Origin of the sequence: Paenibacillus sp. 8b26 (genome assembly GCF_050626875.1) — a bacterium.
In the GTDB taxonomy this organism is placed as follows: Bacteria; Bacillota; Bacilli; order Paenibacillales; family Paenibacillaceae; genus Paenibacillus.
Map to the genome: position 1 here is coordinate 5,769,478 of NZ_CP192445.1, position 25,294 is coordinate 5,794,771.

Annotated in this window: 24 protein-coding genes; 19 read left to right on the top strand and 5 right to left on the bottom strand. The window is 49.2% G+C overall.

Features of this window, described 5'->3' with window-relative positions; genetic code table 11:
- Window positions 1-143 precede the first annotated feature (143 nt).
- The 19 genes from dinG to thiE all read left to right on the top strand — a co-directional run bounded on the left by dinG (window position 144) and on the right by thiE (window position 20,193).
- The gene (gene dinG, locus ACQ4MX_RS26865; protein WP_431088296.1) at window positions 144-3,011 is read left to right on the top strand and encodes an ATP-dependent DNA helicase DinG; all 2,868 of its coding nucleotides are present in this window, start codon (window positions 144-146) and stop codon (window positions 3,009-3,011) included.
- A gap of 45 nt (window positions 3,012-3,056) precedes the next feature.
- Window positions 3,057-3,710, top strand: coding sequence for a redox-sensing transcriptional repressor Rex (locus tag ACQ4MX_RS26870; protein WP_134913927.1), 654 nt, complete (start codon window positions 3,057-3,059; stop codon window positions 3,708-3,710).
- The gene (locus tag ACQ4MX_RS26875) at window positions 3,697-4,998 is read left to right on the top strand and encodes an amidohydrolase (protein ID WP_431088299.1); all 1,302 of its coding nucleotides are present in this window, start codon (window positions 3,697-3,699) and stop codon (window positions 4,996-4,998) included. The genes ACQ4MX_RS26870 and ACQ4MX_RS26875 overlap by 14 nt, the downstream gene beginning before the upstream one ends.
- Before the next feature lie 37 nt (window positions 4,999-5,035).
- Window positions 5,036-5,560, top strand: coding sequence for a DUF5590 domain-containing protein (locus tag ACQ4MX_RS26880; RefSeq protein WP_431088300.1), 525 nt, complete (start codon window positions 5,036-5,038; stop codon window positions 5,558-5,560).
- Between the two features lie 34 nt (window positions 5,561-5,594).
- A complete protein-coding gene (locus tag ACQ4MX_RS26885) occupies window positions 5,595-5,864 on the top strand; it encodes a hypothetical protein (protein WP_431088302.1) in 270 nt (89 codons plus the stop codon).
- A gap of 496 nt (window positions 5,865-6,360) precedes the next feature.
- Window positions 6,361-7,143: a (S)-acetoin forming diacetyl reductase gene (locus ACQ4MX_RS26890; RefSeq protein WP_431088303.1), complete on the top strand. Its 783-nt coding sequence runs from the start codon at window positions 6,361-6,363 to the stop codon at window positions 7,141-7,143.
- A 656-nt stretch (window positions 7,144-7,799) separates the two neighbouring features.
- The gene (locus ACQ4MX_RS26895) at window positions 7,800-8,333 is read left to right on the top strand and encodes a hypothetical protein (protein ID WP_431088304.1); all 534 of its coding nucleotides are present in this window, start codon (window positions 7,800-7,802) and stop codon (window positions 8,331-8,333) included.
- Window positions 8,326-9,828, top strand: coding sequence for an AAA family ATPase (locus tag ACQ4MX_RS26900; protein WP_431088305.1), 1,503 nt, complete (start codon window positions 8,326-8,328; stop codon window positions 9,826-9,828). Before ACQ4MX_RS26895 ends, ACQ4MX_RS26900 begins: the two co-directional genes overlap by 8 nt.
- 136 nt (window positions 9,829-9,964) lie before the next feature.
- Window positions 9,965-10,837 (top strand): 3-hydroxyacyl-CoA dehydrogenase family protein, encoded by an 873-nt coding sequence (locus ACQ4MX_RS26905; RefSeq protein WP_431088307.1) that lies wholly within the window; start codon window positions 9,965-9,967, stop codon window positions 10,835-10,837.
- Window positions 10,834-12,030, top strand: coding sequence for an acetate/propionate family kinase (locus ACQ4MX_RS26910; protein WP_431088308.1), 1,197 nt, complete (start codon window positions 10,834-10,836; stop codon window positions 12,028-12,030). The genes ACQ4MX_RS26905 and ACQ4MX_RS26910 overlap by 4 nt, the downstream gene beginning before the upstream one ends.
- 135 nt (window positions 12,031-12,165) lie before the next feature.
- Window positions 12,166-13,461: an asparagine--tRNA ligase gene (gene asnS / locus ACQ4MX_RS26915; protein WP_431088310.1), complete on the top strand. Its 1,296-nt coding sequence runs from the start codon at window positions 12,166-12,168 to the stop codon at window positions 13,459-13,461.
- Window positions 13,462-13,464: 3 nt separating this feature from the next.
- A complete protein-coding gene (locus ACQ4MX_RS26920; protein ID WP_431088312.1) occupies window positions 13,465-14,193 on the top strand; it encodes a DnaD domain protein in 729 nt (242 codons plus the stop codon).
- Window positions 14,194-14,422: 229 nt separating this feature from the next.
- Complete coding sequence (locus ACQ4MX_RS26925; protein ID WP_431088314.1) at window positions 14,423-14,911, top strand: RNA polymerase sigma factor; 489 nt, start codon at window positions 14,423-14,425, stop codon at window positions 14,909-14,911.
- A complete protein-coding gene (locus tag ACQ4MX_RS26930) occupies window positions 14,908-15,378 on the top strand; it encodes a hypothetical protein (RefSeq protein ID WP_431088315.1) in 471 nt (156 codons plus the stop codon). Before ACQ4MX_RS26925 ends, ACQ4MX_RS26930 begins: the two co-directional genes overlap by 4 nt.
- Before the next feature lie 90 nt (window positions 15,379-15,468).
- Window positions 15,469-16,734 (top strand): multi-tm2 domain protein, encoded by a 1,266-nt coding sequence (locus ACQ4MX_RS26935; RefSeq protein WP_431088317.1) that lies wholly within the window; start codon window positions 15,469-15,471, stop codon window positions 16,732-16,734.
- 1 nt (window position 16,735) lies between these two features.
- On the top strand, window positions 16,736-17,518 hold the full coding sequence (locus ACQ4MX_RS26940; RefSeq protein WP_431088318.1) for a hypothetical protein: 783 nt from the start codon (window positions 16,736-16,738) through the stop codon (window positions 17,516-17,518).
- Between the two features lie 181 nt (window positions 17,519-17,699).
- The gene (locus tag ACQ4MX_RS26945; protein ID WP_431091421.1) at window positions 17,700-18,311 is read left to right on the top strand and encodes a flavin reductase family protein; all 612 of its coding nucleotides are present in this window, start codon (window positions 17,700-17,702) and stop codon (window positions 18,309-18,311) included.
- A 363-nt stretch (window positions 18,312-18,674) separates the two neighbouring features.
- A complete protein-coding gene (gene thiD, locus ACQ4MX_RS26950; protein ID WP_431088319.1) occupies window positions 18,675-19,544 on the top strand; it encodes a bifunctional hydroxymethylpyrimidine kinase/phosphomethylpyrimidine kinase in 870 nt (289 codons plus the stop codon).
- Window positions 19,531-20,193 (top strand): thiamine phosphate synthase, encoded by a 663-nt coding sequence (gene thiE / locus ACQ4MX_RS26955; protein WP_431088320.1) that lies wholly within the window; start codon window positions 19,531-19,533, stop codon window positions 20,191-20,193. The genes thiD and thiE overlap by 14 nt, the downstream gene beginning before the upstream one ends.
- Window positions 20,194-20,552: 359 nt before the next feature.
- Here thiE and ACQ4MX_RS26960 read toward each other — a convergent pair whose 3' ends face one another.
- Genes ACQ4MX_RS26960 through ACQ4MX_RS26980 form a run of 5 tightly spaced genes read right to left on the bottom strand, consistent with a single transcriptional unit; the run spans window position 20,553 to window position 25,284 of the window.
- Window positions 20,553-21,203: a methylthioribulose 1-phosphate dehydratase gene (locus tag ACQ4MX_RS26960; RefSeq protein WP_431088321.1), complete on the bottom strand. Its 651-nt coding sequence runs from the start codon at window positions 21,201-21,203 to the stop codon at window positions 20,553-20,555.
- Complete coding sequence (locus ACQ4MX_RS26965) at window positions 21,204-21,881, bottom strand: 2-hydroxy-3-keto-5-methylthiopentenyl-1-phosphate phosphatase (RefSeq protein ID WP_431088323.1); 678 nt, start codon at window positions 21,879-21,881, stop codon at window positions 21,204-21,206.
- Window positions 21,878-23,089 carry a 2,3-diketo-5-methylthiopentyl-1-phosphate enolase gene (locus ACQ4MX_RS26970; protein ID WP_431088325.1) on the bottom strand — a complete coding sequence of 404 codons (1,212 nt, stop codon included), beginning with the start codon at window positions 23,087-23,089 and terminating at the stop codon, window positions 21,878-21,880. The genes ACQ4MX_RS26965 and ACQ4MX_RS26970 overlap by 4 nt, the downstream gene beginning before the upstream one ends.
- On the bottom strand, window positions 23,086-23,952 hold the full coding sequence (gene proC / locus ACQ4MX_RS26975; protein WP_044647541.1) for a pyrroline-5-carboxylate reductase: 867 nt from the start codon (window positions 23,950-23,952) through the stop codon (window positions 23,086-23,088). Before proC ends, ACQ4MX_RS26970 begins: the two co-directional genes overlap by 4 nt.
- Before the next feature lie 39 nt (window positions 23,953-23,991).
- A complete protein-coding gene (locus tag ACQ4MX_RS26980; RefSeq protein ID WP_431088327.1) occupies window positions 23,992-25,284 on the bottom strand; it encodes a glutamate-5-semialdehyde dehydrogenase in 1,293 nt (430 codons plus the stop codon).
- Window positions 25,285-25,294 lie beyond the last annotated feature (10 nt).

Consider the following 25,294-nt stretch of genomic DNA (forward strand, 5'->3'; position numbering starts at 1 on the left):
GCGAGACGATGCATACCCACCTCCCCAGGCGGCGTGTGCATCGTCTTTTTTGGCTGTCTTAATTTCCAAACAGGCGATCTTCTGCTATGCTGTTATACAGAGTTATTATTTTTGTATGTGTCAAAGGAAAGGATTAAGCCCGAATGAAATTTGCGGTATTGGATTTTGAAACGACAGGCACCCAGTCCGCGGATGACATCATTCAAGTCGGACTTGCAATTATAGATCATGATAACAGCATTTCCCGTGTTTATGGTTCTTATGTGAACCCTGGCAGATCCATTCCGCCTTTTATTACCGGGTTGACCGGGATTACAGACGATGACGTCAAGGATGCTCCTGCGCTCGAAGAGATGATGATGGAGCTTGTGCCTATGCTGGACGATGTCGTGCTGGTCGGTCATAATGTGGCGTTTGATTTTAATTTTTTGCAAAACGCTTTGGATCGGTGCGGATACTTGCCGTTTACCGGCAGGATTTTGGATACGATGGATTTTCTGAAAATCATGTTTCCATCGCTATCTTCCTATCAGCTGGGTTTTGTTTCTTCTGAGTTTGGGCTGGCGCATGACCGACCTCATCAAGCAGACAGCGACGCGTTGGCTACGGCTGAGGTGTTTTTAAAATGTCTGGATGAGCTTCACGCGCTGCCTTTGATTACGATACAGCGGCTCAGTGATTTGTTCGCAGAGGAAGACAGTGACCTCGGATGGTTTTTGGACGGGGTGCGTGAAGACAAAGAGCATGATCCTATTCAGGATTTGGAGGGTCATCAGTTTTTTCGTCAGCTTGCACTGAAGGTGGAAGATTGGACGGAGCTAAATGCCCCTCGCAGAGAGGACGACCCCAATCCGCTGGCAGGTATTTCCTTTGAGGAATACATGGATGATGTGCGGGACAATTTACGTTCATCCTTGAGTCAATATGAGGAGCGCGAAGCGCAGACGCAAATGATTGAGGGTGTGAATCAGGCGCTGAGTGAAGACAAGCACCTGTTGATCGAGGCAGGTACGGGGACAGGCAAGTCCCTTGGTTATTTGCTCCCTTCGCTGTATCACAGTGTGAAAAATGGACAGCGAGTCATGGTAAGTACGCATACGATCAACCTGCAGGAGCAATTACGCGAGCGTGATATTCCGATGCTGACCAAGGTGATCCCGTTCCCGTTCCGGGCTGCCATTTTTAAGGGCCGGGGACATTATTTGTGTCTGCGTAAGTTTGAACATAAAATAAACAGAAGAGACTTCGCAACGCCGAAGGAAGATTTAATTACAGCCGCCCAGATGATCGTCTGGCTGACGTTGACGGAAACCGGCGATGATGAAGAACTGAATCTGAGTAATCGTGGCGGAGATTTTTGGGAAACGGTGGCCAGTGATTCCGAGTCCTGTCTTGGTCGTTCATGTCCGTGGTTCCGCAAATGCTTTTATCATCGTGCGCGCCATGAGGCGGGAATATCGGATGTGGTTATTACGAATCACTCCAAGCTGTTCACGGACGTAAAAGCAAGTCATCAGCTATTGCCGAGCTATGAGCATCTGGTGATTGATGAAGCCCATCACCTGGAGGAAGTTGCTGGTAAGCATCTGGGCATGCATATGAAATATTTCACACTCGTGCATACGCTGACCCGGTTGTTTAAGGACAGCAAGAACGGACAATTGCCTTCGCTGCGTCAGCAGTTGGCAAAGTCGGGGCATGAGAAGTCGACGGATTGGGCCTCTACCATCGACCAGTTGTATCCGCTCGTGCTGGAGGTCAAGGAGACTTGGGATTTGCTGAGCGACAAGCTGTTTGGCATGCTGCCGGAGCGAAGTGATGCGACACCGGGCGAAACAGGGCAGTTTTCTTCCCGTCTCAAGCCATCGGCCAAGCCTGCCAAGTGGGATCAGGCGGCTGCGCTGGAAAATCAGCTTTATGTAACGATGAGCGAAATTTTGCGCAAGGGCGACAAGCTGATGCTCGATGTGAAGGAAGAACATGACGATTATGCGGCTGACAGCCTCATTACGGATATTACGGGGCTGCTCAAGGATTTGGCAGGCATTAGGGAAAGCTTGCGCTTTTTCATGCGGCTGGATGATGAAACGACCGTATACTGGCTTGAAGCGAGCGGGCAATTCCGCAGTAAGTCGCTGCAATTTTATGCGGTGCCCGTCGATGTGAGCCGCCAGCTGAAAGAAATGTTTTTTGACAAAAAAAGAAGCATTATTCTGACATCTGCTACCTTATCGGTGGATAAGTCGTTTCAGTACATGACCGATCAGCTCGGCTTGCAGGAGGCCGCAGATCAAGGACGGCTGATGACTACGCAGCTCCCGTCACCCTTTAACTACAGGGATCAGGTGCTGCTAGTCATTCCAAGGGATTTCCCGAGCGTGAAGGGCAGTGTAGGAGATGAGCATTTTGTAGATATGCTCGTCAGCTCGCTAGGCGCGACTGCTCAAGCGACGCGGGGGAGAATGCTCGTTCTCTTTACCTCCTACCGTATGCTCCGGCAGGTGTATGAGCCGCTTAAGGAGGCGTTGTCTTCCAGCGATATCACCGTGCTGGGGCAGGGCGTGGACAGTGGAAGCCGCAGCAAGCTGACCCGACGTTTTCAGGAAGCCAAAGCTTCTGTGTTGCTGGGAACCAGCAGCTTCTGGGAAGGCGTCGATATTCCGGGCAAGGCGCTGACGTGTCTGGCCATCGTGCGCTTGCCGTTCCAACCGCCCAATCACCCGCTGCTAGAGGCTAAAAGTGAGCTGCTCCAGCAGCAGAAGAAAAATCCTTTTATGAAGCTGTCTGTTCCACAGGCTGTCATTCGCTTCAAACAGGGATTTGGACGTTTGGTACGTACGGCGAGCGACCACGGGGTCGTTATCGTTTACGATACGCGTGTAATCGAATCCTATTACGGGAAGCATTTTTTGTACTCATTACCGGGACCAAAAATGGAGCATATGCCGACGGAGCAAATGGTGCCCCGCATCGCCGAATGGCTCCAATCCGCCCCGGAGACAGAGGCATAACGGACGGACATCTAAACGTGTCCGTTACAATTAGGGGGAGCAAGTATGAAATCAGATAAAATTTCAGAGGCTGTCGTACGGAGGTTACCCGTATATTTACGTTATCTGAATGCACTGCACAAACGGGAGGTGTCTACGGTCTCTTCCCAGGAGCTGGGACAAAGACTGGATCTGAATCCGGCTCAAATTCGAAAGGATCTCGCGTATTTTGGAGATTTTGGCCGTAAGGGTATCGGCTATGATGTTACTTATCTTATCGAGAAAATACGCCATATCCTGAAAATCGACCAGCAAATTAACGTGGTATTGGTCGGAGCAGGTAATCTGGGGCAAGCCCTTTCGAATTATAATGCTTATTTAAAAGACAATATGAAAATTGTAGCGGTATTTGATGCTGTTCCAGATAAAGTTGGAACCAGGATCAATACGCTGGTCGTACAGCCGATGGATGAACTGGAAGCGACCGTGAAGGAACAAAACATTCGGATCGGGATTATTACCGTACCGGATTTTGAAGCACAGCACGTCGCTGACAGGCTCATTGAGAGTGGGATTGGAGCAATTTTGAACTTTGCACCCACTACTCTCAAGACACCGGCAAACATTCGGGTACATGCCACAGATTTTACAACGGATTTGTTAAGCCTTGCTTATTATTTGGAGGACGGAAAGGAAGATACGCAACATGACAGCGAATAAATGGATGATTAAAAACGGCTCCTTTGCCGTGAACAGACCGGAAGCCGGGGTAATCCACGGCTATATGATCGTGGAGGATAGCCGCATCACCTACATTGGTGAGACTTTGCCAGCGGGTGAGGAAGAGACGGACGCGATTGACGGTAACGGGCTGCTGTTTTTACCTGGCCTGATGAATACACATGGTCATGCTGCGATGTCTTTGCTACGTGGGTATGGGGACGATCTGGCTCTCCAAGTATGGCTACAGGAAAAAATGTGGCCGATGGAAGCCAAGTTTACGTCTACGGATGTGTACTGGGGTACGTCCTTGTCCGTGCTGGAAATGCTGAAAGGTGGTACAACAACCTTTTTGGATATGTACGATCATATGGATGAGGTGGCTCGTGTAGCTGAAGAGTCCGGCATCCGTGCCAGTCTGATGCGTGGAGCGATTGGACTATGTTCGGAGGAAGAGCAGCGGATCAAGCTGGCTGAGGCTGTGACCTTTGCGCGTAATTGGCATGGAAAAGCAGACGGTCGCATTACGACCATGATGTCTCCGCATGCGCCGTATACGTGCCCACCTGCGTTTATCGAAAAATTCGTACAGGCAGCGCATGATCTGGACTTGCCGTTGCATACGCATATGTCCGAAACGATTGCCGAAGTAGAGCAAAACGTACGCGATTATGGCTTGCGTCCGGTTGCACATCTGGATAAGCTGGGCTTTTTCTCCCGTCCATCGCTCGTTGCCCATGGCGTTCATTTGAATGACGAAGAAATAGCTTTGCTGGCTGAACGTGGTGTAGCGGTTTCGCATAATCCGGGCAGCAACTTGAAGCTCGCAAGTGGTGTGGCAAGAGTGCCTGACCTGCTGCGTGCAGGCGTTACTGTCTCTCTCGGAACAGATGGTCCCGCGAGTAACAATAACCTGGATATGTTTGAGGAAATGCGTCTGGCTGCACTCATTCACAAGGGAGTATCTGGCGACCCAACTGCAGTTCCTGCGGGTGAGGCGTTGCGTCTGGCAACGGAGTACGGAGCGAAGTCGATTGGCTTGAAAGAGGTAGGAGCGCTGGCAGCAGGCAACAAGGCAGACTTTATCGCGCTCGATCTGAATCAGGCGCATTTCCTGCCGCGTACGGATCTCATTTCCCATGCCGTATACTCTGCAAGCGCCAAAGACGTGGCTCATGTATGGGTAGACGGTCGTCAGGTTGTAAAAAACGGTGAGTGCCTGACTATGGATGAGGAACGTATCAAGCATGAGGCCCAAGCCGCCTTTGAAGGGCTGCTGTCGCGCTAGTTCAGGTGTCACATCCCCTTAGAGAGGAAGCACAGGTTTGAAAAATAAGAAAAAATGGATAGCGGTCGCCATTCTGGCCGTCATACTGGTCCTGGTCAGCATTTTCTGGTATTATTCCTACGTTACTCAAGACCAGGTGACCGAGAGAAATGCCGCTATCGTAAAGGCCAAGCAATCGGGTGGTCTGGTCAGCACGACGCAGACGTGGAAGTCGGTGTGGGATCAGGTATATTGGGTAGTTCAAGGGAAAAATGCTCAGAACGAAAATATTATGGTGTGGGTTCCTTTTCAAAAAGTGGAGGGCCAACCGAATGTACCTGTCACAGATAATAGTGGTGTTCATACCGAGCTACTGAAAAACGGAGTCGACGAGCAAAAAATGACAGCCATGATCCAGCAGCAGCTTCCGGGTATAGATATTGTAAGGCTTGAGCCGAGTGTGTTTAACGGTCAATATGTGTGGCAGCTGTTTTATGATGACGGCAGTCATCATTACTATACCTTTTATCGCTTCTCGGATGGGGGATCGGTGGGGGTGAAGTATACTTTGCCCAATTACTAGAGTGATGTGAGGACTGGCTGATGGTGGTTTGGGAGTGTTAGGGACGCTAGGAGCGCTGCGTAGTCCATTTGATCTTACGATCGCTGTTGCCGCCGGATTTTTTTCGATTAGATTCTTATGGGGAAAATCCAGCGCCAAAGGCGAACGCTTCGCTTCTTCAGATTCAAATGGCCCACTCCGCTGGCCCACTCCGCTGGCTGACCGCCAGGGAGTCACTCCAAACACCACTCTATTTATGGGAGGGGAGTTGGGGGTAGGGGCACGGACGCCGCTGTGCTTGTCTCCGTTTTGGGTTTTATACTAAACCAATTCTGTACGAATTGGAAAAATATATGTTAATTTAGAAGACATTGTCTTATAAAAAGAATGGCTAGTTAGAATGGTTGAAAGCTAAAAAAAAGACGTAAATGCGATTTATTCGTATTTGCGTCTTTTTTAGCTTTTTTTGTTGGGTAAGTGTTTATCATGGAATGACTGATTGTGTTTAACTTAAAAAATGTTATATAAGCCGAACTCGAAAAAGCATCACCTCCCCGGATTTCTCCCCATGTGTGCTCATTCAAGAAATCCGGGGGCAACAGCGATGGGGAGCACCATCCGCCTGCGCAGTGGCTCCGCATATATCTTTCAAGCTCAACTATCACTTTAATTTCCCTTAAACAGGTTAAATATGAAGTCTATTACAAAGATCATAATATTTTTTTCCTTATAATGGTTTAATTATAGGTGCAGACTAACGTAACCCATAATTTTGTGGCTATGTTATCATGACTACTTGTACAAAAAGGAGATTCATGGACATGGGAAAAGTGGATGGGAAAGTTGCATTAGTAACGGGTGGAGGTCAAGGGATTGGACGTGCTATTGCTTTACGCCTGAGCCAAGACGGATTCGCAGTGGCGGTTGTAGATTTAAATGAAGAAACGGCGCAAAGTGTTGCTGGTAAGATTACAAAGGCAGAAGGGCGCTCGCTTGCCCTTAAAGTCGATGTTTCCGACCGGGATCAGGTTTTTGCGGCTGTAAAGGAAGCATCTGAGAAGCTCGGTGGCTTTGATGTCATTGTAAATAATGCAGGGATTGCTCCCGCCAAGCTATTGGAGGATGTTACGCTGGCTGATTTTGACAAGCTGTTTCATATCAATGTGACCAGTGTACTTTGGGGCATTCAGGCGGCAGCCGCCAAGTTCAAGGAACTGGGCCATGGTGGTAAAATCATCAATGCCTCTTCTCAGGCAGGCCATGTTGGTAATGCCAATCTCGGTATTTACTCCGCGACCAAATTTGCGGTTCGTGCTCTGACACAAACCGCTGCTCAGGAATATGCCCAATATGGTATTACAGCAAACGCATACTGTCCCGGCATTGTACAAACGCCGATGTGGAGCGGTATCGATAAAGAAATCACGGCATCCAAAGGCGAAGCTACAGGGGATGCAACCAAGGAATTCGGCAGCAAAATTGCCCTTGGCCGTCTGTCTACACCAGAAGACGTATCCGCCTTCGTATCCTTCCTGGCAGGCCCCGATTCCGATTACATGACAGGACAATCCCCTCTGATCGACGGCGGCATGATGTTCCTTTAAAAGATTTAAAGGTTGTACTATGAGGTAAAAATCAATCCTCTATATACAGTGTAAGGTTAGCTTACAGTATGAGATCTAATTGCTATACGCAAATCTTTGTTTACGCCTAAAAAAACTAAATAACAAATCAAAAAAAGACGTAAATACGACAAATTTCGTATTTACGTCTTTTTTCACTGCCACTCTGCGAAGCTTGGCTGAAAGCCAGCTAAGCATCTTTACCTACCCAACTTCCCTCCTAAGGCAAATTCATCTTTATGGCTGTGCAGTAGCGGAGTGGAGGATTTGAATCTGAAGAAGCGATAGCGTTCGCCTGAAAGCTTTCTGAAAGAAAGCTCGCTTCGGAAGCATATGCTTGCCGCCGGATTTTCCCCATAAGAATCTGATCGAAAAAAATCCGGCGGCAACAGCGATCGTAAGATCAAATCATTCACGGAGCGTCTCCCATCACCATAACCAAAGATTTTGCCCATTCACAACTCACCCACACATTGCCTTCGATATTAGATATACGTTATGATATACTATATTTTATAAGTGATAGACAAAAATGATAGAAACAGACTTGCGGATCATTGTAAGATCATGCAGTCTGGTTGTTTGTTGACATTCGTCCCGTTTCTTCTGGGTTTCACATTTTGAGAGGAGGATGTTATTTGAAATTTCGTGCAGTTCCTATCGTTGTTGCGGCGGTTCTGGCAGCATCGCTGTTGTTTGGAGGATGGTTCATTTACCGTCAGGTTACAATGCAAAGTCCTCTGGAAAAACTGGTTTCCCAATATCCCGGCGTGACAAGCGCTCAAATAGATATTAAACCGGATCAGGTTGTTTTGAATCTGGATCTCAAACCGCAGGCAGATGTCGCCGGATTGGTCAATGTAGTTAAGCAAAAAGGACAGTCCATCATTGGCAGCCGTACAGTTAAGCTGGAAATTGCGGATCGTTCCAATCCAGCGTTGAACCAGTGGTGGTCTGAGGCCATGTTTCCGGTAGCGGAAGCGATGGAAAATAAAAAATACACCCAAATTTCATCTACCGTCGAGCAGATGAAAAAGAAAAAAGCCGGTATCGAGGCCGATACCGATATGGATTCAAACAACGTCTATATCCGACTCAGCGAAGGCAAAGCGACCAAGTTTATCGTTTTGCCACGTCAATCTCAGCAAATGGGGGTATGGCCTAATGCCTAGATGGATCAAGGAAGCACTAATCGGCATTGTGCCGGTGACCATTATATTTCTTGTTTTTATCGGGGTGAATATCATCCCCCTTCTGATTGCAGGCGTGATGCTTAGCGGCTTGTTAATGCTCATGCATGCACGTGGAGGCTTGGCTGTAGGGGCCGGGCAAGAACGTAAACGCAAAAAGAATGGCCCGGACAAGCTGACCTTTGAGGAAATCGGTGGGCAAGAAAGCGCCAAGCAGGAGCTGCGCGAAGCGCTGGATTTTTTGAATCGGCATGATGAAATTTCCAAGTTTGGCATTCGTCCATTAAAAGGTGTTTTGCTTACAGGCCCTCCGGGAACCGGGAAAACACTGATGGCGAAGGCAGCTGCGCACTATACCAATTCTATATTTGTTGCCGCTTCAGGTAGTGAGTTTGTTGAAATGTACGTAGGTGTTGGTGCAGGCCGTGTCCGTGAGCTGTTTCGGGAGGCCCGCACTCGTGCAGCCAAGGAAAAGAAGGAAAATGCTATTATTTTTATTGACGAGATCGACGTGATTGGCGGCAAGCGTGAGGGTGGACAGCAACGTGAATATGACCAAACCTTGAATCAGTTGCTGACTGAAATGGATGGCATCTATTCAGCAGATACTCCGCGCATTTTGATCATTGCGGCTACAAACCGTAAAGAAATGCTGGACAGCGCCTTAACGCGCCCGGGGCGTTTTGACCGTCATATTCAAGTGGATTTGCCTGATAAGAAGGGCCGTCTTCATATTCTTAAAATCCATGCCAAAAACAAACCGATTCAGGAAGATGCGAATCTGGACAAAATTGCTGAGGAATCCTACGGGTTTTCCGGTGCACAGCTGGAAAGTGTCATGAACGAAGCGGCAATCTATGCGATGAGACAGGAACAGGAAACGATTGCGCAAAAGCATCTGTCGATGGCGATTGACAAGGTGATGATGGGTGAGAAAACGGATCGTGAATCAACGCTGGAAGAGAAAAAACGTGTAGCGATTCATGAACTGGGACATGCTATTATGGCTGAAATCGTTCGTCCGGGCAGTGTCAGCCAGGTAGCGCTCAGCCCGCGTGGGAAAGCGCTCGGCTATGTGCGGCACAATCCACAGCAAGAGCATTATTTGTATACCAAGCAGTTCCTGGAGGAGCAGATCATGATCTCGCTCGCAGGGGCTACGGCGGAAGAAATGTACTATGGCGGTCGCAGTACAGGCTCTAGCAACGATTTTGAGCAGGCGTTGAACATTGTTCATACGATGATGACTTCCGGTTTGACTTCACTCGGCATTATTAACATGGAAATGGTAACGAAAGAAGAGCTCATGCGCGAAAATGGTGAGATTATGGACGACCTCCATAACCGTACTTTGGAGCTACTCGAAAAGCATCGCCCAGTGTTCGACAACTCTCTTGACATACTTATGAAGGAAGAAACCCTGTCCGGGGATCAATTTAGATGTCAATTTAGTGAAAATGCTCTATTACCAGCATAATTTTTTATGCTGGTTATTTTTTTTTACTTTTAGTCCGTGCTAAGATATTATTAGCTATTGGGACATAAACATGTATTTTTCGACAAAGAAGGATACAATATAAGAGAGTGACCAGGAAAGGGTGGAGTAAAGAACCATGCAATTTAAAAAAATCGGCGTCATCGGCGGCGGCACCATGGGACAGGGTATTTCTGAAATGCTCGCGTCCAAAGGAATTGATGTGCTGTTGGTAGAGCAGACACCAGAGAAACTAGACTACGCCTACAATATGATTGAAACGAGTCTGGACAAGCAACTGGAAAAATGGGCTATCACACAAGCGGAGAAAAAATTGATTTTATCCCGAATCCAGAAGGTTTCCCATTTGGCTGAGCTTGGAAGCTGTGACATGGTCATTGAAACCATTACAGAAAATCTGGACGAGAAGAAAGCTGTTTTCCAAGAACTGGACTATGTGTGTCCAAACAACATTATTCTTGCAAGTAATACATCCACGCTGAGCCTGACCGAGCTTGCCAGCTCGACCAAGTATCCTGAGCGTGTTATTGGTATGCACTTTATCTATCCAGTATCCCGCATTGATCTTGTGGAAATTATTCGTGGCTTGAAAACTTCGGACGAAACGTTTGAAAACACAAAAATGTTTGTTGAAGAAGTAGTGGAGAAAAAAGGGGTTATGATTTATGAATCCCCGGGCTTTGTAACAAGCCGTATCATTTGCCTGCTGATTAATGAAGCAGCTCACGTTCTTCAAGAGGGTGTAGCTTCCGCTGAAGATATCGACGATGCTATGCGAATCGGCTACAGCTTCCAAAACGGTCCTTTGGAAATGGCTGACCGCTTTGGTCTGGATTCCGTTTTGGCTGCTCTGGAGCGTATGTTCCGTGAATTCGGTGAATTGAAATATCGTCCGTCCATCGTCCTGAAGAAAATGGTGCGTGCAGGTAATCTGGGCGTGAAATCGGGCGAAGGCTTCTTTAAGTACGACAAGGATGGTGACCGGGTATGAAAATTCTCGTAATTAATGCAGGGAGTTCTTCCCTGAAATACCAGCTGTATGATATGACGGACGAGTCCGTTCTGGCAAAAGGATTGGTCGAGCGCATTGGTATGGATTCATCCATCCTGACGCATAAGCCAACCAACAAAGAAGAATACACTGAGGTTAGCGAAATTCTGGAGCATACTACAGCGATCCGTAAAGTGCTGAATGCACTCACAGATGCGGAACATGGTGTAATCTCCAGCACTAGCGAAATTCAGGCTGTGGGACACCGCGTTGTTCATGGAGGCGAAATCTTCAAGCAGTCAGCGGTTGTAACGCCTGAAGCGAAGAGTGAAATCCGCCGCTTGTTCGACCTTGCGCCATTGCATAACCCGGCTTCCATGATGGGTATTAAAGCGGCCGAATTGAATATGCCGGATGTACCGCAGGTTGTTGTATTTGATACCTCATTCCATCAAACGATGCCTGAAAAAGCTTATATGTACGCCATTCCAAGAGTGTTGTACAATAAGTATAAGGTTCGTCGCTACGGCGCACACGGTACTTCCCATGATTATGTAAGCAAGGAAGCTGCCAAATTCGTCGGTCGTCCTTTGGAAGAGTTGAAAATCATCACTTGTCATATCGGTAACGGTGGTAGTGTAACAGCGGTTCAAGGCGGTTTGTCCGTAGATACTTCCATGGGTATGACTCCACTGGAAGGACTTATGATGGGGACACGTAGTGGTGATTTGGACCCGGCAATCGTGCCTTATGTGATGAACAAACAAGAATTGACCGTCAATGAAGTCAACTCCATGCTGAACAAGCACAGTGGACTTTTGGCTATTTCCGGTATCAGCAGTGATATGCGTGAAATCACGGAAGGTATGGAAAAAGGCGAAGCTAATTCTACATTGGCATTTGAAATGTATGAATACCGTCTGCGCAAATACATTGGTTCATATGCCGCGGCAATGAATGGGGTAGACGTGATCGTATTCACGGCAGGTGTAGGCGAAAACTCCGTCGTTCTGCGTAAGAGAGTGTTGGAGCAACTGACATTCCTCGGTATCGAGCTGGATGAATCGTTGAACGCTATTCGTTCTGGCGAGCCTCGCCGGATTACAACAGCAAATTCGAAGGTTGATGTATTGATCGTTCCGACGAACGAAGAGCTGGTTATTGCCCGCGACACGTACCGTCTGGTTCAGTAGTTCGACCCGAAGTTTAAACTTTATACATACGGGCTATCACTTAAATAGGTTCCGTATGCACCAAACAGCGAGAGCAAACAGCCTGACCCAGGGGGAAGGGCTGTTTGATTTTCGGTTAAGAGGAGAGAGACGGTCATGACGACTAAAAGTACGATTGCCCTAGTGGGCCGCCATGTAGGGGAAACGGTTACAATCGGCGCTTGGGTAAATAATAAACGATCTAGTGGTAAAATCCAGTTCCTGCAACTGCGCGATGGTACCGGATATATTCAAGGGGTTATCGTGAAAAGCGAGGTGTCCGAGGACATTTGGAATGATGCCAAATCCTTGACACAAGAAAGCTCTTTGTATGTTACCGGAGTTGTGCGCGAAGAACCTCGTAGCCAATCCGGTTTTGAATTGACGGTAACGGGCATTGAAATCATTCATTTGACAGAAAACTACCCAATCACGCCTAAAGAACACGGTGTAGATTTCCTGATGGATCACCGTCACCTGTGGTTGCGTTCTGCTAAGCAACGCGCGGTTCTGATCGTACGGGCGGAAATTATCCGTGCGGTACAGGAATTTTTTAACGGCAATGGCTTCACAAAGGTGGATCCGCCGATTTTGACTCCTTCTTCCGCAGAAGGTACAACTGAGCTGTTCCATATCAAATATTTTGACGAGGATGCTTATCTGACACAAAGCGGACAGTTGTATATGGAAGCGGCTGCCATGGCGCTTGGCAAAGTATACTCGTTTGGTCCAACGTTCCGTGCGGAAAAGTCCAAAACACGTCGTCACCTGATTGAGTTCTGGATGATCGAGCCGGAGATGGCTTTTGTAGATCATGAGGAATCTTTGCGCGTACAGGAGCAATTTGTGAGTCATATCGTACAATCAGTGCTGAAAAATTGTTCAAAAGAGCTTGAAACGATCGGACGCGATGTTTCGAAGCTGGAGCAAATTCAGGGAGAATTCCCGCGCATTACGTATGATGAGGCGATTGCTTTCCTTCAAGGTGAAGGATTCGATATCCCGTGGGGCGAGGACTTTGGCGCTCCGCATGAAACGGCTATTGCTGAGAGATATAATAAGCCAGTGTTCATTACACATTGGCCGACTCACATTAAGGCATTTTATATGAAGCCTGATCCAACTCGTCCAGAGGTTGTACTGTGCGCCGATATGATCGCTCCTGAAGGCTATGGCGAAATTATCGGGGGTTCCCAACGGATTGATGATCCGGCCTTGATGGAAGAGCGTTTTAACGAGCATAACCTGGCGCGTGAAGCTTACCAATGGTATATGGATCTGCGCACCTACGGCACCGTTCCGCATTCCGGCTTTGGACTGGGACTGGAGCGTACGGTAGCATGGATTTGTGGACTCGATCATGTACGTGAAACGATTCCGTTCCCACGTATGCTGTATCGTCTGTATCCGTAACCAATGACCGGATCATTCGACAAGACATCAGCGGCAGAGTGGGCGGAGGGAGTAGCCTTTGCTATGGAAGCCGGAATGGTCCAGATTCCCTATGCCCTGCTCAAGCATTACCAGACGCTTCGGCTGACAGATGGCGAAATGCTTCTGCTTATGCAGTTGCTTGCTTTTAAACAAGCCGAACGCAATGAATTTCCAACCTGGGAACAATTGCAGGCCCGTCTCGGATGTACAGCGAACGAAATTGCACTCCATTTCAGCAAGCTGATGAAGGAAGGTTTTCTGCGGATTGATACTGTGGAGGACCGCAACTCGTCCGTTCAATTCGAACGCTACAATCTAACGGGGATGTACCGTAAGTTGGCGGAATGTATGATACCCGAGCGCACGGAGCAGTACGATGACGATGATATTTTGTTTGCTGGGAAACCGGATGTGCTAAATGGTATATCGGAATCTTCACCTTCAGAGGAACGGAATTTGTTTACGATTTTCGAGAAGGAATTCGGCCGACCGTTGTCACCGATGGAATACGAGACGATCACCAGTTGGGTGGATCAGGATCGTTATCCCGAGGAGCTGATTTTGCTCGCTTTGAAGGAAGCGGTGTTTGCAGGGAAGGTACATTTCCGGTATATTGACCGCATTTTGCTGGAGTGGAGCCGCAACCGTGTCCGTAATGCACAAGATGCAAAGGAATACGCTCAGCGTTTCCGTGGCGGCGGACGCAGCTAAAACGATAGACTGAGGTTTTCAGGCGTAAAATTTTAGCATACAGCAGCTTTAGCGAAAAAGGACACACCACTCCAACAGGAGGGTGTGTCCTTTTTTAAATATTTTTTAGAAATATGCAGGGGGAGGGAAATTCTCCGGCGTCTATAGTATTGGGAAGGGGGAGAGCATCATTGATATAGAGAGAATCATTGAACGAATACGGTCTGGCGACCGGCAGGCGTTCCGTGAGATGGTAGAGCTGTACAGCAAGCATGTGTATCATGTGGCCTATTCGGTACTGCATGATAGCAAAGAAGCGGAAGATGCCGCGCAGGAAGCGTTCGTTCAGGTGTATAAGTCTCTCCCCCAGTACCGGAACGAAGGTTTTAAAACGTGGTTGACCCGAATTGCGCTCCACAAGGCGCTGGATATCAAGCGCAAACAGGACAGGCGGCCCGCAGAGCTGATAGATGTGGCAGAAACCCTCGTTCAACTCCCTTCCCGGGATGAGGATGTGCTGGTCCGTCTGATCCGCGAGGAACAAAATGTGGAACTATCGCAAAAAATTGTCCAGCTGCCCCAGCAGCATCGGGATATTATCCAGGCCTATTATATGCAGGGCAAAACCTATGACCAAATTGCAGAAGAGATGCAGGTAGCCTTAAAAACGGTGGAGTCCAGACTCTACCGGGCACGGCAGTGGATTCGAAATCACTGGAAGGAGGAGGAATGGCAATGACTGACCAACATGATAAACCGTGGACTGAAGGGCATATGAATGACTGGCACGCCTATATTACAGGAGCTTGCACGACAGAGGAATCTGAACGGCTGGAAAAGCTTCTGCTGGAAGACGAACAGATGCTGGTTTTATATCTTGCCGCACTGGAGCAGTTAGAATCGACATTGGACGATTGTTCTGCCTGGATAGATACGGAGCGCTTCACAGATCAGGTAATGGCTGCTCTTCCCGATATGGAAGCAGAAGCAAGTCAAGCTATCCTCAATAAACGCCGCTGGTTTGAAAAACCTGTGTTTCACTATGTAATTGCAGCAAGCCTGACGCTAATTCTGCTGTCCAGTGGTGCTTTTGACAAAATGATGCCGCAAACCGGTGGTAAGCCCGTTCCTCCGAAAGAACGCGTCTCTTACAGTGAAGAGGTCATGCGGGCTACGACAAGCTGGCTGGACAAATTAAAGCCCTAAAATAAATTAAAGTGACAGATAAAAAGGTTTAATTCAAACCTTCAGATGAGGATTTAATCAAAATCCCAAGATTAGAGAGGAAGTGTATCGGTGCCTTATACGGAACGAAGCAAGCTTCTGGCATTTCTGTTGAACATCATTCCCGGTGTGGGACACTATTACTGGATCAGAAAAGCCAATGCGTTTGTATACACCATTTTGTTTTTCGGATGTCTGGCGGGAGGAATATTTTTTTCGGTGGTTTCAAGCGACGAAATGCCTTTATTGGCCAGTATGTTTGTTGCCGCTCTTTTTTGGGGGCTGAGTATGCTGCATATCATTATTAGCTTGTTGCGTTATGATCCTCGTGCAGTCGCTGCTCCATATCCCCCTCATGCGGGCCCGAATCCATATGGTTTTTACCCCCAAGGTGCGCCTTATGGAGATGAAGGCTTGGCGGGCGAGGCTCCGGAGGGAGCGCGGAACGCGGATACGGATATACCAGGAGCAGGAGCGGATTTTGATGCAGGTTATCATCATTATGCGCAGGGACACTACGGATTGGCAGGTTCGCCTACTTTTCAAAAAGGCTCGGACAATGAACGTTTTTTCACCATATTGCTGTCGTTCATCCCAGGATTGGGACACCTTCATTTGGGGCTGATGCAGCGTGGTTTGTCTTTCCTGATGTCCTTCTTTGGTTTTGGAACGATTCTCGTTTTTATTTCCAGCATCACAAACGAATCGGGATTTATGGCGTTTGCGTGCGTGTTGCCAATCATTTGGCTGTATTGTATGTTTGATGCGGTGCAGCATGTACATCGTAAACAAGCGGGAGAAATCCTTCAGGATCGGACTTTATTTGAAGAACTGGAGCATGGAAGAGTCGAGGGGCGGCGTAGCAAAATGCTGGCTACTATTCTATCGGTATTTCCCGGGGCGGGACATATGTACATCGGTCTGCAAAAACGTGGTCTTCAGCTGATGCTTCTGTTCTTAGGCGGCATTTACATGCTGGATGTACTGTATTTGTCCCTCTTTTTGTTCCTGATCCCGGTGGTCTGGTTTTACAGCTTTTTTGATGCATTGCAGCAAGTAAGCCGTTATGGACGGGAACCGTTGATTGACAAGCCTGTGATCGGGATGTTTGCACAATATCACCGCTGGGTAGGTTTGGGGTTGCTATTGCTGGGTGCCTATTACATCTTGATCAACGTACTTGTTCCTACTCTGGATCGTCTGTTTCCGAACGAAGAGATTTATAATTTGGTTGACATGTATCTACGGACGATTATCGTATCCTTATTGTTGATTGGCGGTGGTATTTGGATGATGATCGGTAATTCCAAATCTAAACGGGTAAAGGAGAAACAATAGGATGGATAATGAGTTTTCAAAGAGTGAGGCTCCCTTTAAGGGAGTCCATCATCCTCATAGCGATACAGGAGGCTCTACAGGTATATTTGGTACATCAACCAACAAAAGCAGCTCCTCCAAAACACCAAACGCCCCGGCAGGGGTTTGGAAGGTCGGAAGGCTGTCGATGGGACTTTTTCTGGTCTTGTTGGGAGGAGTAACGTTTGCCTCCAAGTTTTGGGGAGCGGGCATATTGGATCAGGCGTTGACGTGGTGGCCTGTCGTTTTTGTTTTGCTGGGACTCGAAATTTTAATGTATACGGCGTGGAAAGGGACACGTGAGCGCATCCGTTATGATTTGTTCAGTATGTTTATTACAGCAGTCCTGGTTTTTTGTTGTATCGGATTTGCTTTGGTCAGTTCACTGGGACTTACTTCGCAAGTCAGGGATATGATGAGCTCGGTTCAGGAAACAAGGGTCCTTCCTGATTGGCATGAAAAACTGCCTGTCGGAGTGACCAAGGTGATCGTGCAGGGTGAAAATCCCTATGCGGTCAAAATTGACGCAACCACCTCACCAGAGGTGCATGTGTTCGGAAGTTATGTCTATACAGGCAACGAGGATGAACTAAAAGGACAGGAGCTGTATCAGACAAAGCATATCGGAGATACGCTGTATGTGCTACTGAGCCAAATTCCGACACGTTTTATGCAACCCCAGCATCAGCTCGACGTTACGATTGCTGTACCCGAGGGGATTACGGTTACCGTGCGCGATAATCAGGGAAATATAATTGAAAAATAGAGAGACTCTTCGGCTCCGGCTTTACATCCTGCGTCATTCACGCGATACTAGAAGGAGAAGCTTCAATAGAAACCCAAAGTGCTTGTGAGCTGCTCATTTAGTGAGTGGGAACCTGTGGGTGGACATGGGTATGCTGAATCTGAATGTAAATGCGAATGTGACCAGGAAAGAGGGAGAAACCATGATAGCATTAAATCCTGATACGCTTACCGGGCGTGAAAATTATAAGCTGTTAAGCGGAAGCGTCATCCCAAGGCCGGTCGCCTTTGTGACGACACTGAGCAATGAAGGGGTGCTGAATGGTGCGCCGTTCAGTTATTTTTCCATCGTAGCTTCCGAGCCGCCGCTTCTGTCTGTGTCCGTGCAACGTGTCGATGGGGTGTCCAAGGATACAGCACGTAATGCGATGGAGCAAAAAGCCTTTGTCGTTCATATTACGGATGAGGACAATGTGGGCGCGGTGAATGTGACGGCTTCCCGTCTGTCGCCGGAGGAAAGTGAAATCACACTAGCCGGACTTACGCCGATAAAAAGTACAAAAATTGTGGTTCCTGGCGTGGTTGAAGCGAAAATACGCATGGAATGTGTCCTGGAGCAGGCGATACCGCTGGGGGGCACAGAGGGCGCACCTGCCTGCGATCTGCTGATCGGGCGCGTGGTGCAGTATCATTTGTCCGAGGAAGCGTATCAAAATACATACATAATCGCCAAGGAGCTGCGTCCGGTGAGTCGTTTGGCCGGCAATGATTATGCAAAGCTCGGAGAGCAATTTAAGCTGGAGCGTCCCCAATAGGGGACGTTGCTTTTTACAGCACAAAGGGTTACGATTATAAAAAAAATAGCACGGGAGCCTGCGGAAGCAAGCTGAGAGTACGACTATTCTGTCGTAGACCGTATGAACCTGTTGGATAATGCCAGCGCAGGGACCTTAGTGTAGGAACACTCTGCTTTTGCATAGTGTTTTTTTGCTATTTCATACACTTGAGCATGTACATGCAGAAAACCATATCTCTTGGCTGGAAAGAAACGCAGGCTCCTGTCATCAAAGGAGCAGGGTTCGCTTGATATTGAAATTCATTTTACTTTATACCAAAAATCAGATTCAGGATGAGCGGCAGAATTGGAAGCGGCAAGACGTTGTCAGGGGGCCACAACTATGACCCATACGGTGTACAAAGCATTGACCATTGCAGGCTCGGACAGCGGAGGGGGTGCAGGCATACAGGCTGATTTAAAAACCTTTCAGGAGCTGGGCGTGTACGGCATGTCTGCCCTGACGGGAGTTACTGCTCAAAATACACGCGGTGTACAAGCTGTTCATCCTGTCCCTGTTGCCATGGTGGAAGCTCAATTACAGTCCATAGGTACGGATTTACCACCTGATGCCGTTAAAACGGGTATGCTCGTGGGGGCTGAGGTCATTCGTCAGGTGGCCGCGCGAATTCGCCAGTTTCGGTGGCCTAATGTTGTCGTAGACCCGGTAATGATCGCCAAAGGCGGAGCTTCTCTACTTCATGACGAGGCAGTGGAAACGCTAAAATCGTATTTATTACCTTTGGCAAAGGTAGTCACCCCGAATGTTCCGGAAGTGGAGGCGTTGACTGGACTAGTTCTCTCTAGTCGCGAGAATGCGAAGGAAGCGGCTCGAATGCTGGCTGATTTAGGGAGCGGCTACGTGATCATCAAGGGAGGGCACAGCGCGGAAGCGGATCGGTCAGTGGATTTGTTGTTCGATGGGCGCAACTTTACCGAACTGGACGGCCCCCGAATTCATACTCCGCATACCCATGGAACGGGCTGCACCTTTTCGGCGGCGCTGGCGGCTGGATTGGCGGCAGGGCGAAGTGTACCCGTGGCGGCGCAGACGGCCAAGGCTTTTATACAGGCGGCGATTGAGCAGGGCTTGGGTATCGGCAGTGGGCATGGACCGACGAACCATTGGGCATGGAATGCACGCTGGACAGGAGAAGGGGCGTCTGTATGGAGCAGGGCAATGAGGGAGGAACAAAGCGATGCCAAGAGTTGATATAGGGCGTATGCGGGAACATCTGCGTCTTTATTTGGTCATGGGGAGTGTGAATTGCGGCCGTGATCCGCTGGTGGTTTTGGAGGAAGCGTTGCAGGGAGGTGTGACCCTTTTTCAATTGCGTGAAAAGGGTGCGGGCTGTCTGACGGGAAGTCGCTTGCACGAATTTGCCCAAGCCGCCCGGAGGCTGTGTCATCAGTATGACGTTCCATTTCTCATCAATGATGATGTCGAGCTTGCTTTGGCTGTGGATGCAGACGGCGTCCATCTTGGACAAGATGACGAGCCTGCAGCCCACGTGCGCTCCCGAATGAGCGATAAAATCATCGGCGTATCGGTACACAGTCTAACAGAAGCGGAGCAGGCGGTACGCGCTGGCGCTGATTATGCGGGCACAGGGCCAATGTTCCCGACTCGTTCCAAGCCGGATGCACATCCTGTGCAGGGACCGGAGCTGGTCCGCAGGCTACGTGCAGGTGGTGCAAGCCTTCCGCTGGTAGGCATTGGCGGCATTACAGCGGACAATGCAGCCAGCGTCCTACAGGCTGGCGCGGACGGCATAGCGGTCATTTCAGCCATTTCATGGGCAGAAGCCCCCCGTGAGGCTGTACAAAGCCTGAAGAGCATCCTTTCTCGCAGCGTGCTATAATGACGTGAAATGATCAGAGTTTATTAATAGCAGTGCAAAATAATATGCCGGTATTGTGATAGGATATGGTTGTTTGCGACGGCTACCATGCTGGCGTGCTTTTTAATAAGTTACAGCTACGGGCCGATACTTGTGAGCAATGGTTACTAAATAAATAACTAGAGACTCTATCCCGCTTATATAATCAGGTTGATTCCATAATGATACAAAGGCAGTCCGGGACTTTATATACACGTCCAAGGCTGCCTTTGCATTAAAAAAAGAGAACGCTCCCCCGCTTTCGCTTGGGCTACGTTCTCTGATTCAATTTGCACTTTCTAATTAAAACAGGCGCGCATGTAGCAAGTTGTTCTTCATTATTAAGGTCTCAGCAGCAGGGAGCGGTACGTCGTTTCAAATAAAAATTCAAACGCCTCCAGATGCTTTTTAGCCTCAAACACATCACGCCCCCACGCATAAATGCCGTGGTTGCGCAGCAAAATTCCCGACACCTGATCATTCAGCACACCTGGCACCATCTTGGCAATCGCAGCAATATCCGCGTAATTCGGCAGTACGGGAATGTCAATCGCAGCATTTTCCTCCCAAATGTTAAAAGCCTTAATGAGTTCAATGCCTTGTACAGGTACAGAGCCTCGTTCCCCGTAATATTCGGAAATGAGATTGTTGAAAACAGTATGCACATGGAAAACGGCTCCGCAGCCTGTCAGGCGGTAAATTTCGCAATGAATCAGCGTTTCAGCGCTCGGCTTGAGGTTCGTGGCTTCTGCCGCTTTTCCGAACTGGTCCACAAACAGAAAATCTTCCGGTGTCCGCTTGGTTTTATCCTTGCCGCTGGCAGTAACTGCAAAATAAAATTGTTCAGGATGGAAATCCCCGATCCGTATCGATAAATTGCCGCTCGTGCCGGGGAACCAGTTGCGAGATGCGAATAGCTCCTTGACATCAGCGAGTTCTTCCAGTGCACGGCGTTTTTCTTCCAACGTAATGTCTGCCAAGCTATAGCTCATTTACAGCACCCCTTGCTCCTGTTTTTGCTTTAAATCCTTAATAATGTCGTCAAATGTTTCAAAGGGCACATGGGGTACGCCCAGCTCCTGACACTTTAAAGTCAGGTGCGAACGGGAGTACACGAGGTCAGCAATTTTGGCTCCTTCAAAATCCGTCAGGCTGTCCCCGATCAAAATTCGTTCGTACTGTTCGGCAGGGTATTGGCGAATCACGGTTGTTTTGCACATACCGCAGTCGTTCGTACACGGTTCCTGACATGTATGCGGCCACGTAATCTCAATGTGATTCCCCGAGAAATTGGCTCCATTGCAGTAAACGTGATCCTGTGGAATGTCGAAAGGCTCCAGCAGAGGATCAATAAAGAAATCAATACCGCCGCTGGTGACAAAAAATTCAATATCCTGTTCACGTACATAGTCCAAAAAACGGGCAAAGCCCTCGCGTATACCAGCTTGCCCAAGTACATAAGAGATGATTTCATCTTTTTGCGTCGAGGACATCAGAGCGAACATCGCACCCACGCCTTCACGAATGGACGTTTGTCCGTTTACGATATTATGCATAATCGGCTCATAGCCCGCAGGCTGAAAATGCTTCATAATGGCGACAATATTGTCGCTGTTCGTAATCGTCCCGTCAAAATCGCAAAAAATGACAGGTTTCTTCGCTGTACTCATCGTTCGCCTCCCCACGTGTCGAGCGCGGATTGCAGCTCGGGGTGCGTGCGGGCGTATTCCGCCAGCGGCACAGCCTGACGCACAGCTTCAATCGCCTGCACAAAGGCGCGTCCGCCTGCTTCGGTGCCGAGCGGATGGCCGTGAATGCCGCCCCCGGCGTTCACGACAACATCTGTGCCAAAATCACGCACAATTAACGGCACCAGGCCGGGGTGAATCCCTGCAGATGGCACAGGCATGCTGGCCTTCAGCGGCAGCTCAGGGGTGATCAGCTCATCGCGGATCGCCATGTTTTCCTCCCGTGGCATCGTAACCGAGCCGTAAGGAGAAGGGAAGAGGACGAGATCGGCCCCTGCCAGTCGCATGAGCTGACCGAGCAGCACCGATGCCGAAATACCATAATGCGGCGAAGGATAAGAAGCACCCGCCAACGAAGGGTGGGCTGCAATCGGCACCGAGATAGCGGGATCGCTGCTTAGTTCATGCAGCACATCGTAGCCATAGGCCAGCACGTTGAACAGCAGGGCATTTGCGCCTGCGTCGATGGCCTTGAGGGCTTGCGCTTTGAGCTGTGAGGTTGGTCCAGTTAAATTAGCGGCGTACAGCAGCTTTTTACCGGTTTCATGCTCAGCCGCTTCGGCGGCTTTGATGCAGGCTTCGACGCGTTTTTCAATCGGCGTCAGCGCATTTTCAAACAAAATCTCGTCGTCCTTGATCAGATCGACGCCGCCCAGGGCTTGTCGGGTAAACTGCTCGCTCAGCTCGTCCAGATTAAGACCAATCACTGACTTGAAAATGCTCATTAGCAGTGGACGGTCATATACGCCGAGCTGCTCACGCAAGCCGCTGATGCCAAATTTCGGCCCCGGAAAAGCGGAACGGAATGCTTCCGAGAAGCTCAGCTTCGTCAGCTTGATACGGCCGTCCATCGAAATTTTGCCGAAGACCGTCACCAGCAGTGCGGGAATGTCCCGGCTGAAATTCACATCCGGGTAAGCAATGGTCAGGTCGGCATATCGTTCACCGGGCCCTCCATCGTGAACATCCACAGATTGAACCGAGCCGAGATGCTTTTGCATCGCGTCCCGCTTGGCTTGCGGCAGCTCAGTCCAGCTGCCCACAGTCATACCGATGGCAATGGATTGGGCCTTTTTGTTAAAATCGGCTTTGTCATCGTATACCCGGTAGGTCGCCAAGCAATAGCTCATTCAATTCCCTCCTTTAGTACAGCTCCCATTTCACGGGATCGTTCAGCACAACGTTGTACCGCCGCAATGACCGTTTCGTAGAAATCGCCTTTGTCCAGCCTTTCCAACGCGGCTACCGTCGAGCCGTTGGGCGACATGATTTTGTGGCGCAGGGCAGAAGGCTCCTCCCCGGTTTGTTGTACCATGCGTGCCGCTCCAAGTGCCGTTTGCACTGTCAGTTCGTGCGCTTGCTCAGGAGTCAAGCCACCACGGATTCCCCCGGCAATCATGGCTTCCATCAAGTAGTAGACATAGGCAGGGCCGCTTCCGGAAATTCCGGTCAATACATCCATTTTCTCTTCTTCTATAACCGTCACCGTACCCACAGATTCGAATATCGTAAGTACGTTTTTACGCTGTTCTTCACTAATCTCCTTGGAAAAGCTGATGCCTGTGGCTCCCAGTCCAATCGAACTGGATGTGTTCGGCATCGTCCGGGCGATGGGCTGCTTGCGGCCAAGCAACGTCTGCATCGTACGAATGGATAGTCCGGCGATCACCGAAATGATCAACTGCCCATCTGACAGGAGCGGACCGAGCTGTCCAAGGGCTTGTGCAGCATCCTTGGGCTTCATAGCAAGCACAATCACGGGAGAACGGCGCAGTAGCTCGATTTTGGCGGCATCCTCGGTTTGGAACAACACCCCATATTGCTGTTGAAGTTCCTCCAGGCGTGCCTGATTGCTGCGGTTGATGACCGTAATACCGCCACGTTTGACAACGGAACGGGCCATCATCCCGCGGATAATAGCCTCTGCCATCGAGCCTGCTCCGAAAAACGTAATTTGCTCTTGAATTAAAGCCTTTGTTTGTGATTCACACATGGTTTCATAACCTCCAAGGATACGGATTGATAAATGATATTATTCCCTGATTTGTCCAGTACCGTACACACGATATTTGGTTGAAGTCAGCGCAGGCAGTCCCATTGGACCGCGGGCATGTAATTTTTGCGTACTGATCCCGATCTCGGCACCAAATCCGAACTCAAAGCCATCCGTGAAGCGGGTGGAGGCATTGTGATACACGGCTGCTGCGTCCACTTCTTGCAGAAAACGTTCGGCATGGGCTTCATCTGCGGTCACAATACACTCCGAGTGCATCGTACCGTACCGGGCAATATGCTCCAGCACTTCGTCCAAATGGTCTACGACCTTGATGTTCATAATGTAATCATTATACTCGGTGCCATAATCCTCTTCCGTGGCTGGAACAGCCCAGGGAGCCAGTTCCCGTGTCCGTGCGCAGCCGCGTAGCTCGACCCCGGCCTCACGGAAGCTTTCTGCCAAACTCGTCAGATGTGCCTGTGCATAATCCGAGTGAACGAGCAGGGTTTCCATGGAGTTACATACGGACGGTCTTTGCACCTTGGCGTTCAGCGTAATCGCCTCAGCCATTTGTGTATCTGCCGTAGCGTCCAAATAGGTGTGGCACACACCAGCTCCGGTTTCAATGACAGGCACAGTAGAATTCTGAACAACATTTTGAATAAGCGAGCGCCCGCCGCGTGGAATGATCACATCCAGCAAGCCGTTCAGCGTGAGCATTTCATTGACAGAGGCGCGGTCTGAATCTTCAATGAGCTGAAGCGCATCGCGCGGTACAGCAGTTGTATCCAATGCCTGTTGAAGGACTTCAATGATTTTGCGGTTGGAAAATAGAGCAGCCGAGCCACCGCGCAGCACAACCGGATTTCCTGTTTTCAGACATAGGCCTGCAGCATCCACCGTCACATTCGGACGCGCTTCATAGATGATGCCGATGACACCCAGCGGCACGCGTATTTTTTCAATACGAAGGCCGTTTGGACGTTCGATATGCTCCAGCGTGTCACCAACCGGATCAGGCAACTCCACAATTTGGCGTAAGCCTTCGGCGATGGACCCGATTCGGTCCTCGGTCAGCTTGAGGCGGTCGAGCAGCGATTCCGACGTTCCTAGTTCCCGTCCACGCTCTAAGTCGTTTTTGTTCGCTGCAATCAGCTCTTCCGTATGATGTACCAGTGCTTCAGCCATGGCGAGCAGCGCTTCGTTTTTTTGTGCTGTCGTCAGTCGGTTCATGACCCCGGCGCTTTTTTTGGCCAGAGTCGCTTTGGCGCGTACTTCACTGAACTGGCTTTCATCTGTTGTGGCTGTGTTCGTCGTTAATTCACTCATGTTACGGCCT